The sequence below is a fragment of the Lacibacterium aquatile genome (genome assembly GCF_042683105.1).
In the GTDB taxonomy this organism is placed as follows: Bacteria; Pseudomonadota; Alphaproteobacteria; order Elsterales; family Elsteraceae; genus Lacibacterium; species Lacibacterium aquatile.
Window position 1 is genome coordinate 98,138 of record NZ_JBHUIP010000012.1, and the last position, 15,074, is coordinate 113,211.

At 63.5% G+C, this 15,074-nt stretch carries 13 protein-coding genes; 5 read left to right on the forward strand and 8 right to left on the reverse strand.

What is annotated here, in order from left to right:
• Positions 1–5 precede the first annotated feature (5 nt).
• The 4 genes from ACFSM5_RS11970 (at position 6) to ACFSM5_RS11985 (ending at position 4,732) form a co-directional block, all read left to right on the forward strand.
• Positions 6–1,844, forward strand: a complete 1,839-nt coding sequence (locus tag ACFSM5_RS11970) for an ABC transporter permease (protein WP_379876633.1) — start codon at positions 6–8, stop codon at positions 1,842–1,844.
• Positions 1,841–2,587, forward strand: coding sequence for an ABC transporter ATP-binding protein (locus ACFSM5_RS11975; RefSeq protein WP_379876634.1), 747 nt, complete (start codon positions 1,841–1,843; stop codon positions 2,585–2,587). The genes ACFSM5_RS11970 and ACFSM5_RS11975 overlap by 4 nt, the downstream gene beginning before the upstream one ends.
• The gene (locus ACFSM5_RS11980) at positions 2,580–3,281 is read left to right on the forward strand and encodes an ABC transporter ATP-binding protein (RefSeq protein ID WP_379876635.1); all 702 of its coding nucleotides are present in this window, start codon (positions 2,580–2,582) and stop codon (positions 3,279–3,281) included. Before ACFSM5_RS11975 ends, ACFSM5_RS11980 begins: the two co-directional genes overlap by 8 nt.
• A gap of 143 nt (positions 3,282–3,424) precedes the next feature.
• Positions 3,425–4,732: a hemolysin family protein gene (locus ACFSM5_RS11985; RefSeq protein WP_379876636.1), complete on the forward strand. Its 1,308-nt coding sequence runs from the start codon at positions 3,425–3,427 to the stop codon at positions 4,730–4,732.
• Between the two features lie 177 nt (positions 4,733–4,909).
• Here ACFSM5_RS11985 and ACFSM5_RS11990 read toward each other — a convergent pair whose 3' ends face one another.
• Complete coding sequence (locus tag ACFSM5_RS11990) at positions 4,910–6,265, reverse strand: CoA transferase (RefSeq protein ID WP_379876637.1); 1,356 nt, start codon at positions 6,263–6,265, stop codon at positions 4,910–4,912.
• An 89-nt stretch (positions 6,266–6,354) separates the two neighbouring features.
• Here ACFSM5_RS11990 and ACFSM5_RS11995 point away from each other — a divergent pair, with 89 nt between their 5' ends.
• A complete protein-coding gene (locus ACFSM5_RS11995) occupies positions 6,355–7,521 on the forward strand; it encodes a citrate synthase family protein (protein WP_379876638.1) in 1,167 nt (388 codons plus the stop codon).
• 159 nt (positions 7,522–7,680) lie between these two features.
• On the opposite strand, the gene ACFSM5_RS12000 is transcribed toward ACFSM5_RS11995, so the two are convergent.
• From ACFSM5_RS12000 to folP, 7 genes are all read right to left on the reverse strand, one after another.
• Positions 7,681–9,423 (reverse strand): S49 family peptidase, encoded by a 1,743-nt coding sequence (locus ACFSM5_RS12000; RefSeq protein WP_379876639.1) that lies wholly within the window; start codon positions 9,421–9,423, stop codon positions 7,681–7,683.
• A gap of 12 nt (positions 9,424–9,435) precedes the next feature.
• Entirely contained in the window at positions 9,436–10,008 is a 573-nt protein-coding gene (locus tag ACFSM5_RS12005; protein WP_379876640.1) for a peroxidase-related enzyme, read from the reverse strand.
• Between the two features lie 42 nt (positions 10,009–10,050).
• Positions 10,051–10,863: a bifunctional hydroxymethylpyrimidine kinase/phosphomethylpyrimidine kinase gene (gene thiD / locus ACFSM5_RS12010; RefSeq protein ID WP_379876641.1), complete on the reverse strand. Its 813-nt coding sequence runs from the start codon at positions 10,861–10,863 to the stop codon at positions 10,051–10,053.
• Positions 10,864–10,923: 60 nt separating this feature from the next.
• Positions 10,924–12,279: a phosphoglucosamine mutase gene (gene glmM / locus ACFSM5_RS12015; protein WP_379876642.1), complete on the reverse strand. Its 1,356-nt coding sequence runs from the start codon at positions 12,277–12,279 to the stop codon at positions 10,924–10,926.
• A 123-nt stretch (positions 12,280–12,402) separates the two neighbouring features.
• Complete coding sequence (locus ACFSM5_RS12020; RefSeq protein WP_379876643.1) at positions 12,403–13,191, reverse strand: FkbM family methyltransferase; 789 nt, start codon at positions 13,189–13,191, stop codon at positions 12,403–12,405.
• Positions 13,192–13,216: 25 nt separating this feature from the next.
• Positions 13,217–14,011, reverse strand: coding sequence for an FkbM family methyltransferase (locus tag ACFSM5_RS12025; protein WP_379876644.1), 795 nt, complete (start codon positions 14,009–14,011; stop codon positions 13,217–13,219).
• Between the two features lie 75 nt (positions 14,012–14,086).
• A partial coding sequence (folP, locus tag ACFSM5_RS12030) for a dihydropteroate synthase (RefSeq protein ID WP_379876645.1) occupies positions 14,087–15,074 on the reverse strand: 988 nt, incomplete at its 5' end.

Here is a 15,074-nt window from a genome sequence, read left to right on the forward strand (position 1 = left end):
GCGACATGCCCGCTTTCGATCTAGGAACGCTGCCGATACTGACCCTGAATGGGCTGGTATCGGCGGCGACACTCTTCCTCGTCGCGGCGGGTCTGTCGCTGATCTTCGGCGTTACCCGCGTCGTCAATTTCGCCCATGGCAGCCTTTATATGCTGGGGGCCTATATCGCCTGGACGGTGGGCGAGGCACTGCCACGTTCCACCTTCTCCTTTGCAGCCGCAGTGCTGGTCGCGATGCTGGCAACCGGCATTCTGGGTGTCGCGCTGGAGGTGTTGATCCTGCGCCGCCTGGCCAAGGCGCCCGAGCTTTTCCAACTGCTGGCGACCTTCGCCATCCTGCTGATCGTCCAGGATGCGACCCTCTGGCTCTGGGGGCCGGAGGAAAAACTGGGGCCGCGCGTGCCAGCATTGGCCGGGGCCGTGACGATCTTCGGCAAGCGGTTCCCCGAATATAACCTCTTTCTGATCGTGGTCGGCCCCCTGGTGCTCGGCGCCCTATGGCTGCTGTTCCGCCGCACCCGCTTCGGCATTCTGGTCCGGGCAGCGACCGAGGACCGCGAGATGCTGGCCGCCCTGGGCGTCAATCAACGCATCCTCTTCACCGGCGTCTTTTTCCTAGGGTCCGCGCTGGCCGGGTTGGCAGGCGCGTTGCAGGTCCCCCGCGACAGCGTCCACCTGGGCCTCGATCTCGGCATCATCGTCGAAGCCTTCGTCGTAGTGGTCATCGGCGGGCTCGGCAGTCTGGGTGGCGCCTTCCTCGCCGCCCTGCTGATCGGCCTGATGCATGCCTTCGGCATCCTGCTGCTGCCCAAAGCGACGCTGGTCCTGATGTTCCTGGTCATGGCCGTGGTGCTGGTCGCCCGCCCGCAGGGGCTGCTGGGCAAGATCGAGGTGCCGCAGCGCGGGCCGGGCCATCTCGCCCCCCGCCTTGCCCCCTGGACGCCGCGTCAGCAGATGCTGGCTCTGGGCGCCTTGGTGCTTGCTGCGGCCGTGCCGCTGATCGATGACGGTTATCCGCTGGTGCTGGCGACCGAGATCGTGGTGATGGTTCTGTTTGCCGCCTCGCTGCAGTTCCTGATGGGACCGGCGGGACTGGTGAGCTTCGGTCATGCCGCCTATTTCGGAGTCGGCGCCTATGCGGCGGCCCTGATGGTGACGGGCGCAAGCAGCGGCGCCATCGGCGCCCTTGTGATCTCCGCCCTGGTAGCGGCGAGCTTGGCAGGCATCGTCTCCCTGCTGCAAGCCCGCCTGTCGGGGGTCTATCTCGCCATGTTGACCCTGGCGGTCGCCCAGATCATCTGGTCGGCGGCCCAGCAATGGATGAGCGTCACCGGCGGCGACAACGGAATCCTCGGCATCCGGCCCGGCGGCTGGGTCGGGGACCGCAGCAGCTTCTATTGGGGCGCCCTTCTCTGCGTTGCCGCTTCACTCCTGGCCATCCGGCGCATCGTCTTCAGCCCCTTCGGCCTTGCCTTGCGGGCAGGACGCGACGGGCGTGGCCGGGCGGAGGCCAGCGGCATTCCCGTCGGTGGCCTGCAGGCGGCAGCCTTCATCATCGCGGGCCTCTTCTCCGGCATCGCGGGCGGTCTGTTCGCGCTGGCCAAGGGCAGCGTCTTCCCGACCGTTACCGCCATCGGGCAATCGACCGACGGGCTGGCGATGGTGCTGCTGGGCGGTCTGCACAGCCTTGTCGGCCCCTGGGTCGGTGCCGCCGCCTTCCATCTGATCCAGGCCGAAGGCATGCGGGCGTTCGACTTCTGGCGGGCTGTCGTCGGCGGGTTGATCCTGGCCCTGGTGCTGCTGTTCCCCGAGGGGATCGTCGGCCGTCTGGCGAGGCGCCGATGAGCCTGCTGGTCGCCCGCAATCTCGCCAAAGCCTATGGCGGCGTCAAAGCCGTCAAGGATGTCTCCCTGTCTGTCGCTGCCGGAGAAGTCCTGGCCGTGATCGGCCCGAACGGCGCCGGGAAATCCACCCTGTTCGGCATGATCGGCGGCCAGATCCGACCCGACGCGGGCGAGGTTACGCTGGAAGGCCGCACGATCTCCGGCCTGCCGCCGAGCAGAATCGCCCGCCTGGGGCTGGGCCGGACGTTCCAGATCACCGGCCGATACGCCAGCCTCAGCCCGCGTGAAGCGGTGCAGACCGCGCTCCACGCCCGGCACTCGGGTTTCTTCAACCTCTGGGGCAAGGCCGAGGTGCTGGCGCGGGAAGCCGCCGATGCGATCCTGGCCGAAGTGGGGATCGCCCATCTGGCCGACCGCACCGCTGGCGATCTGCCCTATGGCGATCTGAAACGGGTGGAACTGGCGATTGCCCTGGCGGGAGACCCGCAGGTTCTGCTGATGGACGAACCGACAGCAGGCATGGCAGCGGGCGAGCGCATGGCCCTGATGGCGGAGGTTGCGGCGTTGGCCTCCGCCCGTGGTCTCGCCGTGCTCTTCACCGAACATGACATGGATGTGGTCTTCGGCCATGCCAGCCGGGTGCAGGTGGTGGCGCGCGGCGCCACCATCGCCGAAGGGCGGCCAGAACTGATCCGCGCCAATCCGCTGGTCCGCAGCCTCTACCTCGGAGATGTGGATGCTTGATATCGAAAAACTGACGGCCGGATATGATGGTGCCAGCGTCCTGCATGGTGTTTCGCTGACCGTCAAACCCGGCGAGGTCGTGGCGCTGCTGGGGCGCAATGGCGCCGGCAAATCGACCTTGCTGAAAAGCATCATGGGGCTGATCACGCCAACCGGCGGCACCGTCCGCTTCCAGGGGCAGGCGATCACCGGCATGGCACCCCAGAATGCCGCGCGCCTCGGCCTCGGCTATGTCCCTGAAGAGCGTCGGATCTTCACGGATCTCTCGGTCGCGGAGAATCTGGAAGTCGGCCGCCGCCCGATCCGTGAGGGGGCACCGCATTGGACCGTCGAGGCGCTGACCCAGCTTTTCCCGAACCTCGCCGAAGTGATGGATCGACCCGGTGGGCGCATTTCGGGCGGCGAGCAGCAGATGCTGACCTTGGCGCGCACCCTGATGGGAAATCCGCGCTGCCTGCTGTTGGACGAACCCTCCGAGGGCATCTCGCCCCTGTTGGTCCAGAGTCTGGCCAAGGCCTTGGCAACCGTGAAGAAAACCGGCCTGTCCATCCTGCTGTCCGAGCAGAATTTGCGCTTCTGCGCCACGCTTGCCGACCGGGCCTATCTCTTGGAAAGCGGGGAGATAAAGGCCCAGTTGCCGATGGCCGAACTCATGGAGCATAGCTCCCTTCGGCAACGCTACCTTTCCGTTTAGCCCATCATCGGGTATAGATTGTCTTTGGCCGCCCACCCGTGACGACCTTAACAACGGAACCCAATGTCAAGCGACAGTCCGAGTCGACCTAGACTCAAATCATCCACCACCCCCCTCTCGAATAGCGATCGGGGGGCTTCCGCATGACCGGCGAATTCATCGTCATCCTGCTGCTGATCCTGCTGAACGGCGTCTTCGCCATGGGCGAAATGGCGATCGTATCGTCCAGGAAAGCCCGCCTGCAGCGCCTTGCGCGCACCTCAGCCGGCGCCCGCAAAGCCCTGGAGCTTTCGGAAAACCCCACCGCGATGCTGTCGACCGTTCAGATCGGCATCACCCTGGTCGGCGTCCTTTCGGGCGCGCTCGGTGGCGGTGCCCTTTCTGAAAAGATCGCAGCCTGGTTCATCGGCACCGCCCTCGAGCCCTATGCCCCGGACATCGGCTTTGCCGTTGTCGTCGTCGGCATCGCCTATTGCTCGCTGATCCTGGGCGAACTGGTGCCCAAGCGCCTCGGCCTGACATATCCCGAGCGCATCTCCGCCCTGCTGGCCCAGCCGATGGGCGTCATTGCCAAGGTCGCCACCCCGGTGATCTGGGTGCTGTCCCGCTCGACCGAACTGGTGCTGAAGCTCATCCCCGGCAAGCAGGCCGGTGAAAGCCCGGTGACGGACGAGGAAATCAAGCTGATGATGCAGGAAGGTGCCGACAGCGGTCACTTCCATGCTGCTGAAAAGGCCATCGTCGATCAGACCCTGCGTCTGGGCGACCGCCGCGTTTCGGCCTTGATGACCCCGCGCACCCAACTCGAAGTGCTGGATCTGGCCGACCCGCACGACGAACTGCTGCAGATCGTCAAGAACAGCGGCCATTCCCGCTTCCCGGTGGTCGAAGATGATCCGAATAATATCGTCGGTGTCGTTCAGGTGCGCGATCTCTTGACCGCGCATCTCGGCGGGATGCCGGTGGATATCCGCGCGGCCATGCGCCCGCCCCTGTTCATTCCTGACACCTCGCCTGCCTTGAAGGCCATGGAGCTTTTCAAGCAGTCCGGCGCCTCCGTGGCCCTGATCGTCGACGAATACGGTGATCTCCAGGGTCTGGTGACGCTGAACGATCTGCTCGAAGCCCTGGTCGGCGATATCGGCACCATCGATCCGAACGAGGAGCCCGACTGGGTCCAGCGCGAGGATGGCTCCTATCTCGTCGACGGCATGATGCCGCTCGATGAGCTGCGCGATCTGCTGGGTCTCAATGATCTGCCGGGCGCGGGCGAAAGCCAGGCCAATACCCTGGGCGGCTATATGATGGCGATCCTGAAGCGCATTCCCGAACCCGCCGATGTGGCGGAAGTGGAAGGTGGCTGGCGCTTCGAGGTTGTCGATATGGACGGTCGCCGCGTCGACAAGGTGCTGATCGTGCCGCCTGTCGGCGCGGAAACGCCTGAAGCTTAACTCCCCTGAACCGTCATCCCGGTGCTCGACACCGGGATCTCCTCCGAGAGCATTGCCTCTAAAAACACTGTCATCCCGGCCCCCGAGCCGGGATCTGGCCATACGAAGTAATCAGCCTTAAGCGGCGCATGGCAACAAACGCCGGTCGGATCCCGGATCAAGTCCGGGATGACAGTTTTAAGATTGGCTCCATTCCGGGGCATATGATCCGAGCGACATCGCCGGAAGATCGCTGCCGACGCGAAGTCCGTCGATGGCAAGCGGCATCCTCAAGCGCCGGGCGGCACCCCAGCCGGTCATCTCGATTGCAGGATCGATATCGGCAGCATTCTCCGGTTCGAATGCCCTGCTCTCCTGCTGCGGATAAGCCATCAGCAAGGCTGCCGTGCGCGCCAGCGACAGGCGCGCCTGCATAACCCGGCCTGTCTTGATCCTCTCCGTCACCCCCCGCAAAGCAGCGGCAGCCATCAGATAACCGGTGGCGTGATCCAGTGCCTGCACCGGCAACGGGGTCGGTCGATCCTTGCCGAATATCCGTTGCCCAGTGTCCGCGATCCCGCAGCTCATCTGCACGAGGCTGTCAAACCCCCGCCGACCGCTCCAGGGGCCGGACCAGCCATAGGCGGTCAGGCAGACCTCGATCAGTCCGGGATTGATCGCGCGGCGTGCCTCTTGCCCAAGGCCAAGCCCTGCCAGTGCCTCCTGGCGATAGCCATGCACCAGGATATCGGCATCGGCCATCAGGGCGAGCAATCGCTCCCGCCCCGCTGCCGACTTCAGATCCAGCCGGGTCGAGCGCTTGCCCTGCATGATCTCCGGCACTACCGCTGGCTCATCCCAATCGGGCGGATCGATCCGCAGGACATCCGCGCCCATCCAGGCCAGGAAGCGTGTCGCGACAGGCCCCGCCAGCACCCTGGTCAGATCCAGCACCCGGACACCCCGCAGCGGGCGTGTCGGCTCGAGCGGGCGGCGCCAGGGCTGCGCCCCAACCGTCTGCCACGCGATCAGATCTTCCGCCGCGACCGCCCGCCCCTGGGGATGAGCCTGCCAGTCAGCCTGCGAGCGCATGAAGGCCGCACAGCCTCCCCCTGCAACAACAGCTGCCTCCAGCGTCTCGCCGGGCCAGCCCCGGACAGCGGCGGCCACCGCCTCCCGATCCCCGCCCCCCCCTAGCGCTGTCAAAGCCGCCGCCCGATGGTGGGGCGCATTGGTGTGGAGGCGGATCCAGCCGTCCGCCGTCGGATAATCACCCGCGACAGGGTCCCAGATCGGCGGCAGCGCCCAGCCCTCGGGGCGCAGTGAACTGGCAAACCAGAATGAGGCAAGCCTGCGGTCAACCGAGATCATGGCCCGCGCTCCGCCCGCAGCTTCAGCCAGATCCGCCGCCGCCAGTCCAGCCATGCCAATACTTGCCGCCGCCAGATCGCTGACGCTGAAGGCCGATGGCAGACTGCCGTCGCCATCCACTTGGATCTTGCTGGCATCGAGCCCCAGCAAGGCGCCCGCGACATCGCTCATCATCTTCTGCATCGGCCAATCCCCTATCTGTTGACGGGACCTTGACCGGGCAGTGAAATAATCGTCAATCTTGATTGATTTAATCAATATATCGGACCGATATGTCGACACTCTCTGCCAAAGAAGCCGCTGCGCTGCTGGGGGTGACGCCCCAGACGCTCTATTCCTATGTCAGCCGAGGGCTGCTGAAGTCCTTCACCGGCCCGGACGAGCGCGCCAGCCGATATTCGCGCGAAGCGGTCGAGCAACTGGCCCGCACCAGACGGCTTGGGCGACGTCCCAAGGAGATTGCGAAATCCACCCTGGATTGGGGCGTGCCGGTGCTGGAAAGCAGCCTGACCTTGATCGAGGAGGAGCGGCTGTATTTCCAGGGCCAGGATGCGGTGGCGCTTGCCCGGACTGCATCGCTGGAAGATGCCGCCGCCCTGCTCTGGCAGATCGAGGACGCCTTCACCCATCCCGCGCCCGAGGCAACCGCAAGCTTCGAAAGCCGCTGGAGCCAGCCCCCTTCACAGCCCTTCCCGGCCGAATTGCTGTCCCGCTTTGTCCTTGCCTGCGATCAGGAGGCTGCCTGGGAGCATGCCCCCGGACGTCTGGCCGAAGGGTGCGGCAGGCTGGTGAGGCTCATGGCCGCCTCCGCCCTGGGCCAATCCCCCGCCGCGACGCCGATCCACCGCCAATGTGCCGTAGCCTGGGGCTTGCGGGGCTGGGAGGCCGACCTGATCCGCCAGGCGCTTGTCCTCTGCGCCGATCACGAACTGAATGCGTCGAGTTTTACCGCCCGCTGCATTACCTCGACGGGGGCCAGTCTCCAGGCGGCCCTGATCGGTGGGCTAGCGGCCCTGTCCGGCGGTTTGCATGGTGGGCTCACGGCACGGGTGGAGACCTTTTGGCGCAGTCTGGAGGGCGTCAGCGACCTGGAGGGAGCTTTGCGGGAACAACTCGCCAGCGGCATGGAAATCCCCGGCTTCGGCCACCCGCTCTACCCCAACGGGGATATCCGCGCGCAGGTGATCCTGGCCGACGTTTATCCCCGCCTGCCCCAGGCCCGCGCCATCGCCGAAGCCGTGACAGCCCTGACCGGCAAACGGCCCGCGCTCGATTTCTCGCTGGTCGCCCTGCGCCGGATGCTGAAGCTGCCCGAGGGGGCCGCCTTCGCGCTGTTTGCCCTGGGCCGCTCCGTCGGCTGGATCGCCCAGGCGCTGGAACAGCGACAGACCGGCGCGCTGATCCGCCCGCGCGCCGTCTATGTGGGGCCTAGGCCTTAAGGCTTTTCAAATAGACCTCGTCATCCCGGGACTTGATCCCGGGATCTCCTCCGAAGCCATTTCCACGCAGCGGCAGGCAGAATTGGACAAGCTCCCGGAGGAGATCCCGGTGTCGAGCACCGGGATGACGAAAGAGAATAAGGGTCGTTAAGAACTCCCCTACCGCACCGGCCCCGTCAACTCGCCCTTGACCATCCAGGGCTGCATCCGGTCGGCGAACCAGGTCATGACCGACATGGCGCTGCCGGATTTTTCCACCGTGCTCAGCAGACGCTTTGCCCGGTCGAAGCCGCTGGGGCGTTCGGGATAATTGATAAGATGCACCGGCAGGTCGGGTGAGAGCTTGGCCAATTTCTTAGCCTCCCACACCGCCTCGCGCCAGCCGCCGATCATATCGACCAGCCCGATGTCTTTGGCCTGGAGGCCGGTCCAGACACGGCCACGCGCAACCGCATCCATGCCATCGATAGGGATCTTGCGTCCCTCCGCCACCTTGCGGGTGAAGTCGGCATAGATCCGGTCGAGGCTCTGCTGCTGACGGGCCAGTTCCTCGGCCGTGAAATCGCGGTTCGGGCTTTCGGAGGCGGCATGGGGCGCACCCTCCACGCGATCCCAGGAAACGCCGAGCTTGGCCCAGAGGTCGGACAGCACGAACTTGCCACCCGCGACCCCGATAGAGCCGGTCAGTGTCCCGGCATTGGCGATGATCCGGTCGGCGGGCGCCGCTGCGAAATAGCCGCCCGAAGCTGCCAGCCGCCCCATGGACACGACTACCGGCTTGCCCGCCGCTTGCGCTGCCTTGACGGAGGCCCAGACAGTGTCGGAAGCGACATAAGAGCCGCCGGGGCTGTCGATGCGGAACAGGATCGCCCGCACGTCGGGGTTCCGGGCCGCTGCGCCAAAAGCCTTGGCCAGCCGCTCGGACGCAAAGCCTGCCTGCTCGCCAAACGGACCTGCCTCGCCATCGCCGCGCGTGACCTCCCCCGTGGCCTCGATCACCGCAATCGCGGCCCCGCTGGTGGCAGCAACGGACCGCGGCAGACCGGCGCCAGAGGCATAATCGGAGAAGCCGGTGAGAGCGCCGGTTTTGGTCGCCGTCTGCAGGGCCAACAAGGCTTCTGCGCGATAACCAAGGCGATCCACGAGCTTTTCGTTGATCGCATCCTGGGCCGGCAACGGCGCCACTGCCATCAGCGCCTTCACGGCATCGGGGTCAAGTTTCCGGCCTTCCGCCACCGCTGCAACCGCCTGGGCGGTCATATCGTCGACCAGCCGCTGCATCTGCGCCCGGAAAGCGGGGTTCATAGCCTCATCGGTGAAGATATCGGCAAAACCCTTGAACTCATGGCGCTGGCCCAGGCGGACCGACACGCCCAGCATCCGCAAGGTTTCGGCGATATAGGGCCGCTCGATGGCGGCACCCATCAGCCGCACCTCGCCCGAGGGCTGCATCCAGACCTGATCGAAGGCCGACGCCAGGGCGAAGGTCGCCGTGCCGTCCCCCACTTCGCCGAACGTATCGGCAAAGACATAGGCGGGCTTGCCCGCCTGACGCAGGCGACGCACGGCCCCCGCCAGTTCTTCCGCATCGCTCATCGACAGGCTGGCCTGGGATAGATCGACAAACAGCCCCTGCACACGACCATCTTCGGCAGCGCGGTCGATGCCATCGACGAGACGGCGCAGCGAGGTCTGATCCTCATTGAACAGCGCGTCGATACCACCCTTCTCCTCAGCCGCCGGGGCGCCTTTCAGGGAGAGGGAGACCAATGTCACGTTAGGCAGTTCCGGAGCAGCATCGAAGGTCTTGGAGAGATGCCATGCGCCATAACCGAGGCCACCGACGATCAACAGAAAGAAGATGCCGAGGATACTCAGGCAGCCAACAAACAAACGGCGCATCCGGCGAATCTCCTAACGGGCCATGGTGTGGTATTCGGGATTGGGCATCATATCCACGCCGTGGGCGACGCGGTTGGTCATATTGAAGAACCCGGTTACCTCGCAGATATCGAAGATATCCTCGTCGGTAAAGCCAAGCTTGCGCAGGCTGGCCCGATCCTCCGCCGTTATCAGACGGGGTTCTTCGGTCAATTTTACGGCAAAATCGAGCATGGCGCGCTGCCGGGGCGGTAATTCCGCCACCCGGTAGTTCATCACCATCATTTCGCCCAGCTCAGGATCGCCCGACATCTGCCGCACTGCGGCCCCATGGGCAACAAGGCAGTAGTAGCAGCGGTTCACGGCCGAGACGGCGACCGCGATCATCTCGCGCTCCAGTTTCGACAAACCGCTGTCGCCCAGCATCAGCTCGTTGTAGGAGGCGATGAAGGTCCGCAGCTTGTTCGGACGCAACAGCCAAGCCTGGAGCACGTTCGGAACGAGCCCCAGCTTGTCACGGCACTTCTGGAAATAGGGCTTCAGATCGTCGGGCAGAGTCTCTTCGCCCGGGACCTTCAGATCCATCACATGTGTCGGCTGGCCCATAGCTCACTCCTCCCCCATTTTGGGGCGGATTGTAGCAGGGGATCAGGCAAACGACATCGGTTGTACGGTGACCGCGTGATTGACCGGGCCGGAGCCCTGGCCGTAGCCCGGCGCCTGACGGATGCATTCCTGCACATAGCCGCGCGCCTGCTTCACCGCCTCGACGATGGGCTTACCCTGCGCCGTATAGCAGGCGATGGCAGCCGATAGGGTAGACCCGATACCCGCGACATGGCGGGAGGACTGGCGTGGATATGTCAGCGTCGTCATGCCGTCTTCGGTTGCCAGCAGATCGATGACGGGGTCTTCGTCACCATGACCGCCCTTCAGCAGCACGGACTTGGCCCCCAGCGTCAGCATCATCATCGCGGCATGGCGACGGGTTTCGATATCGTCGATATCCATGCCCGCCAACAGTTCAGCTTCGCGCAAGTTCGGCGTGATGCAGGTGGCAATCGGCAACAGGCGGATCTTGAGATGGCGCATGCCTTCTTGATCCAGCATCGAGCGGCCGCTTTTCGTCACGGCAACCGGATCCAGGATCACGGGCAGGCCGGGGGCCAGTTCCTCGATCACATCGGTCACGGCATTGATCAGTTCGGCCGTGTGCAGCGCGCCCAGATGGATGACATCGGCGCCGATATCCGTCAGGGCCAGACGCATCTGCTGCTGAACGAAGGAGGCCGGAACCGGCTGGATCTCCATCGCGCCCTTGGTGTCACGGGCTGTCAGCGCCGTCACCGCCGTGGTGGCATAGCCGCCCAGGGCGGTAATGGTCTTCACATTGGCCTGTATGCCGGTACCGCCGCTGCTGTCAGATCCAGCGACAACGAGGACACGTCCGTTTATACGCATCGGCTTCTCCTAACCTCGTCAAACCTCGACGCCCTCCCCCCTATTGACCAGATAGGGGGCCTAACGGGTAACCACCCGCTCAACGACCGCGAACAGGCGATCCACCACGTCCGTAACCACAGACTGATCTTCACCCTCTGCCATGATCCGGATCAAGGGTTCAGTACCTGATTTGCGGATGAGTAATCTACCAGTTCCCTTCAGCGCATGCTCGGCAGATTCTATTGCCGTTTTGACTTCGTCCTCCTCAAGCGGCGCCTGCCCGGTCTTGAAGCGGACATTTTTCAGGATCTGTGGGAAGGGTTGGAACACCCGGGCCACCCGCGAAACGGGCTGTTTGCTGCTCACCAGCACCGCCAGAACCTGCAATGCCGCCAGCAGGCCGTCACCCGTCGTCGCATAGTCGGTCAGGATGATATGGCCCGACTGCTCGCCACCGACGTTAAATCCGTCGCGGCGCATCTCTTCGAGCACATTGCGGTCGCCGACCTTCGTGCGACGCAGCTCCAGCTTCATGCCTTCGAGGTAGCGCTCCAGCCCCATGTTCGACATCACGGTGGCGACAAGGCCGCCGCCAGCCAGCCGGTCCTCGCGGTGCCATTGCCCCGCAATCAGCGCCATCAGTTGATCGCCATCGATCACCTGACCATATTCGTCGACCACGATCAGCCGGTCGGCGTCACCATCCAAGGCAATGCCGATATGGGCACCATGGGCCACGACCTGCCCTTGCAGCAGCGAAGTATGGGTCGCGCCGCATTCGCGGTTGATGTTGGTGCCATCCGGGGTGACGGCGATGGGAATCACCTCCGCTCCCAACTCACGCAGCACCGTCGGAGCCACCTTGTAGGCGGCGCCATTGGCGCAATCGACGACGATCTTCAGCCCATCAAGCACCAGGCCGCGCGGGAAGGTATTCTTCACGAACTCGATATAACGCCCCTGCTCGTCCCCTAAACGACGGGCACGGCCAAGCTTGGCGGGCGGGGCCAGGATCGGCATCTCGTTGGAGAGGACAGCCCTGGAAATCTGCATCTCCAGCTCGTCCGAAAGCTTGTAGCCATCAGGGCCGAACAGTTTGATCCCATTGTCTTCGAACGGATTATGGGAGGCCGAGATCATGATCCCAAGGTCAGCCCGCATGGAACGGGTGAGCATCGCAACTGCCGGTGTCGGCAGCGGCCCGAGCATGATGACATCCATCCCGACCGAGGTCAGGCCCGATACCAATGCTGGCTCGAGCATATAGCCCGAGAGCCGCGTATCCTTGCCGATGATCGCCAGATGGCGGCGCGGAGATGTGGACAGGAAATGGCTGCCCGCCGCCATCGCGACTTTCAGCGCCGTGACGGCCGTCATCGGTTCGGTATTGGCGCGACCGCGAATACCGTCGGTTCCAAACAGGGATTGGGTCATGGGAGGAAACTACTCGAAAGATAAAGCCATGTCGGGGAATGGATGCGACGCCATGGTAAGCACCCTCCCGGTCAACGACAACATATGGATTTTCGGGTTTTTTTGAGGTGACAGGTCTGGCCTTCAGGCTAAAAGATCGCGGTGCAGGATAGCCCAGTTCGAATAGGCAAAATTATCGAACATCGGCTGGTATTTCTCCATGACCATTGGCCCCGTCGGCATCAGCTTGGCCAGCACATAGGGTTTGCTCGCGATGAACTGGAAGACGTCAAAAAGCTGACGGCGGGCATCGAGCCAAGTGGCACCATACTCGAACTGCACCGCCTTGACGCGCCCTTCGCTGAACAGCCGCTCGCCTCCCAGCAGCACATCCATCTCCGCCCCTTCGGTGTCGATCTTCAAAAGATCGATGGATCCGATTTCCTGGTCCCGGCAATAATCCGACAGGGTTCTTACCTCTACGGCAATCTCGGTCATCGAATCGACGCCCGGCGCCATACGGGAATAGAGTGACCCCAGTTCCCACTTTTCCTGCCCCTTGTCGGCGGGCACCTGAAAACGGACCTCTCCGGAAGTGGCGCCCAGGGCAAATCCATTCACGAAGGCGCGCTTGCCCAGATTGCGTTGCAAAGCCGCGAAATTGGCGGGCAGCGGCTCGAAACAATGGATAATCGCGTCGGGCTTCCGGGCCAGTGCCGCCTCGGTCCAGTCGCCGACGCAGGCACCTACATCCATCACCGTCCTGCAGAAAGGCGTCACCATGGCGAGAAAATTGTCCTCGCCGTTCGTCTCGAACTCGAAGTTATTGTCATTCCTGACCCGGTTCATGTAGCGCCAGCACGCCATCTCCAGATCGTCATCGAGCGTCGCTGCCTGGAGGGCCGCCACGATCTGCCCCGTCGATAAAGTCAAGACCAACCCCTTGAAAAAATCAAGATCAAAGAGTTTCAACGATATCGTTGTGCAAGATTAACCAATTTGAATATTGGTAGTTATCCAGCGCCGGCCAGTATTTATCGACGACCATATAGCGATCCTGCATCAGCTTGGCCATCGTATAGGGCAGGCCCTCCATCAGATCGAACGCATCCCGAAGCTGACGACGCGGCCCCAGCCAGGTACCGCCATATTCGATCTGTGCGGCCATGATCCGCTCTTCGGCGAACATCTGACGCCCTCCGGTCAAAATGTCCATCTCCGCCCCTTCGGTATCGATCTTGAGCAGATCGATATGCTCTATTTTATTGTCGCGGCAGTAATCAAGCAGTGTCAGCACCGAAGTCTTGAATTCCACCGTTTCGCCGATGGCAGCATCGCGCTTGTAAAGCGAGGCCAGTTCCCAATGGTCCTGCCCTGCTTCGGCCACCACATTGAGGGTACGCTCCCCCCGCTCCGCGCCAATGGCAAAACCGTTGATGATCGCCTTGCCCGACAAGTTCTGGATCAGCTTTGGCTGATTGATCTCCAGGGGTTCGAAGCAATGCACCAGGGCATCCGGTTTGAGCTCCAGGAACTTCAGCGTCCATTCGCCGATACAGGCCCCGACGTCGAAAACCGTGTGGCAGAAGGGCGCGATCCGGTTCAGAAAAACGAACTCGCCATTCGAATAGAAGTCCCAGTTATTGTCGTTCTTGATGTCATCAATATAGGCCTCGCAGGCCGTAATCAGATCCGGATGCGTGGGAGCCGACTTGATCAGTTCGACAGTGGCAGGGACGTCGCTTGAAGCCATCGGTTATCTCGCCAAAAAGGTATAGGTCGAGAAAGAAATTTCTCTTGTGCTTCAAGAATATAGACAAACACCTGCCTATTCCACGCCATTAATTGCCTGCCAGAGCGCCCGTGCCTGGGCCGTCTCGGCGACATCATGGACGCGGATGAGCTGTACGCCGGCCTCCCAGGCGGCTGCCGCTGCCGTGATCGAACCGGCAAGACGTTCCTTGGCACCGACGCTTTCATCGATGAAGCGCTTGCGCGATGCTCCCAGCAGGACAGGCACGCCCAAGCCATGGAAGCTTGCCAGCGCCCGCATCATCACCAGATTCTGCGTGGTATTCTTGGCAAAGCCGATCCCCGGATCGACACACAGAAGCTCATCTCCCATCCCCGCCTGACGGCAGGCGGCGATCCTCTTCTCCAGCGCCTCATAGACCTCGGCCAACACATCCTCATAGACCGTATAGCCGCGCATGGTCGCCGGGGTGCCGCGCATATGCATCAGGATGGTCGGCACCTGCCGGGATGCCACCAGCGGCAAGGCGGCAGGATCCTCAAGGGCAGAGACGTCATTGACGATCCGCGCGCCCGCATCCAGCGCCGCCGCCATGACCGACGCGCGCCGGGTATCGATGGAGACCAGCAGCCCTGCCTCGGCCAGTGCACGCACAACGGGGACCACTCGGGCGGCTTCTACTTCAGGATCGACCGCGGGGGCATCTGGGCGCGTTGATTCCCCGCCAACATCGATGATCGCAGCCCCTTGGGCAGCCATCGCCCGCCCATGGTCGATAAAGGCCGTCAGGTCACTGCGATCCCCGCCGTCAGAGAAACTGTCGGGCGTGACATTCAGGATGCCCATAATATGGGGGCGGTCCATCGGCAGGCCGGCAAAAGCAGGACGCGAGCGGCTGAAGGCCCGCGGCAAAGCCTGGGCCGCCTCGGCCACCAGCCCTTCAGGAATACGGACCGCCGCGCAGGCCCGCCACCCCCCGGCCAGACGCGGCCAATCGACCGGCGCTTCGCTAGCAGAAACCAGTCCCAGGGGAAAAAAGGGGGAGCGCAGCGCCATCGAACCC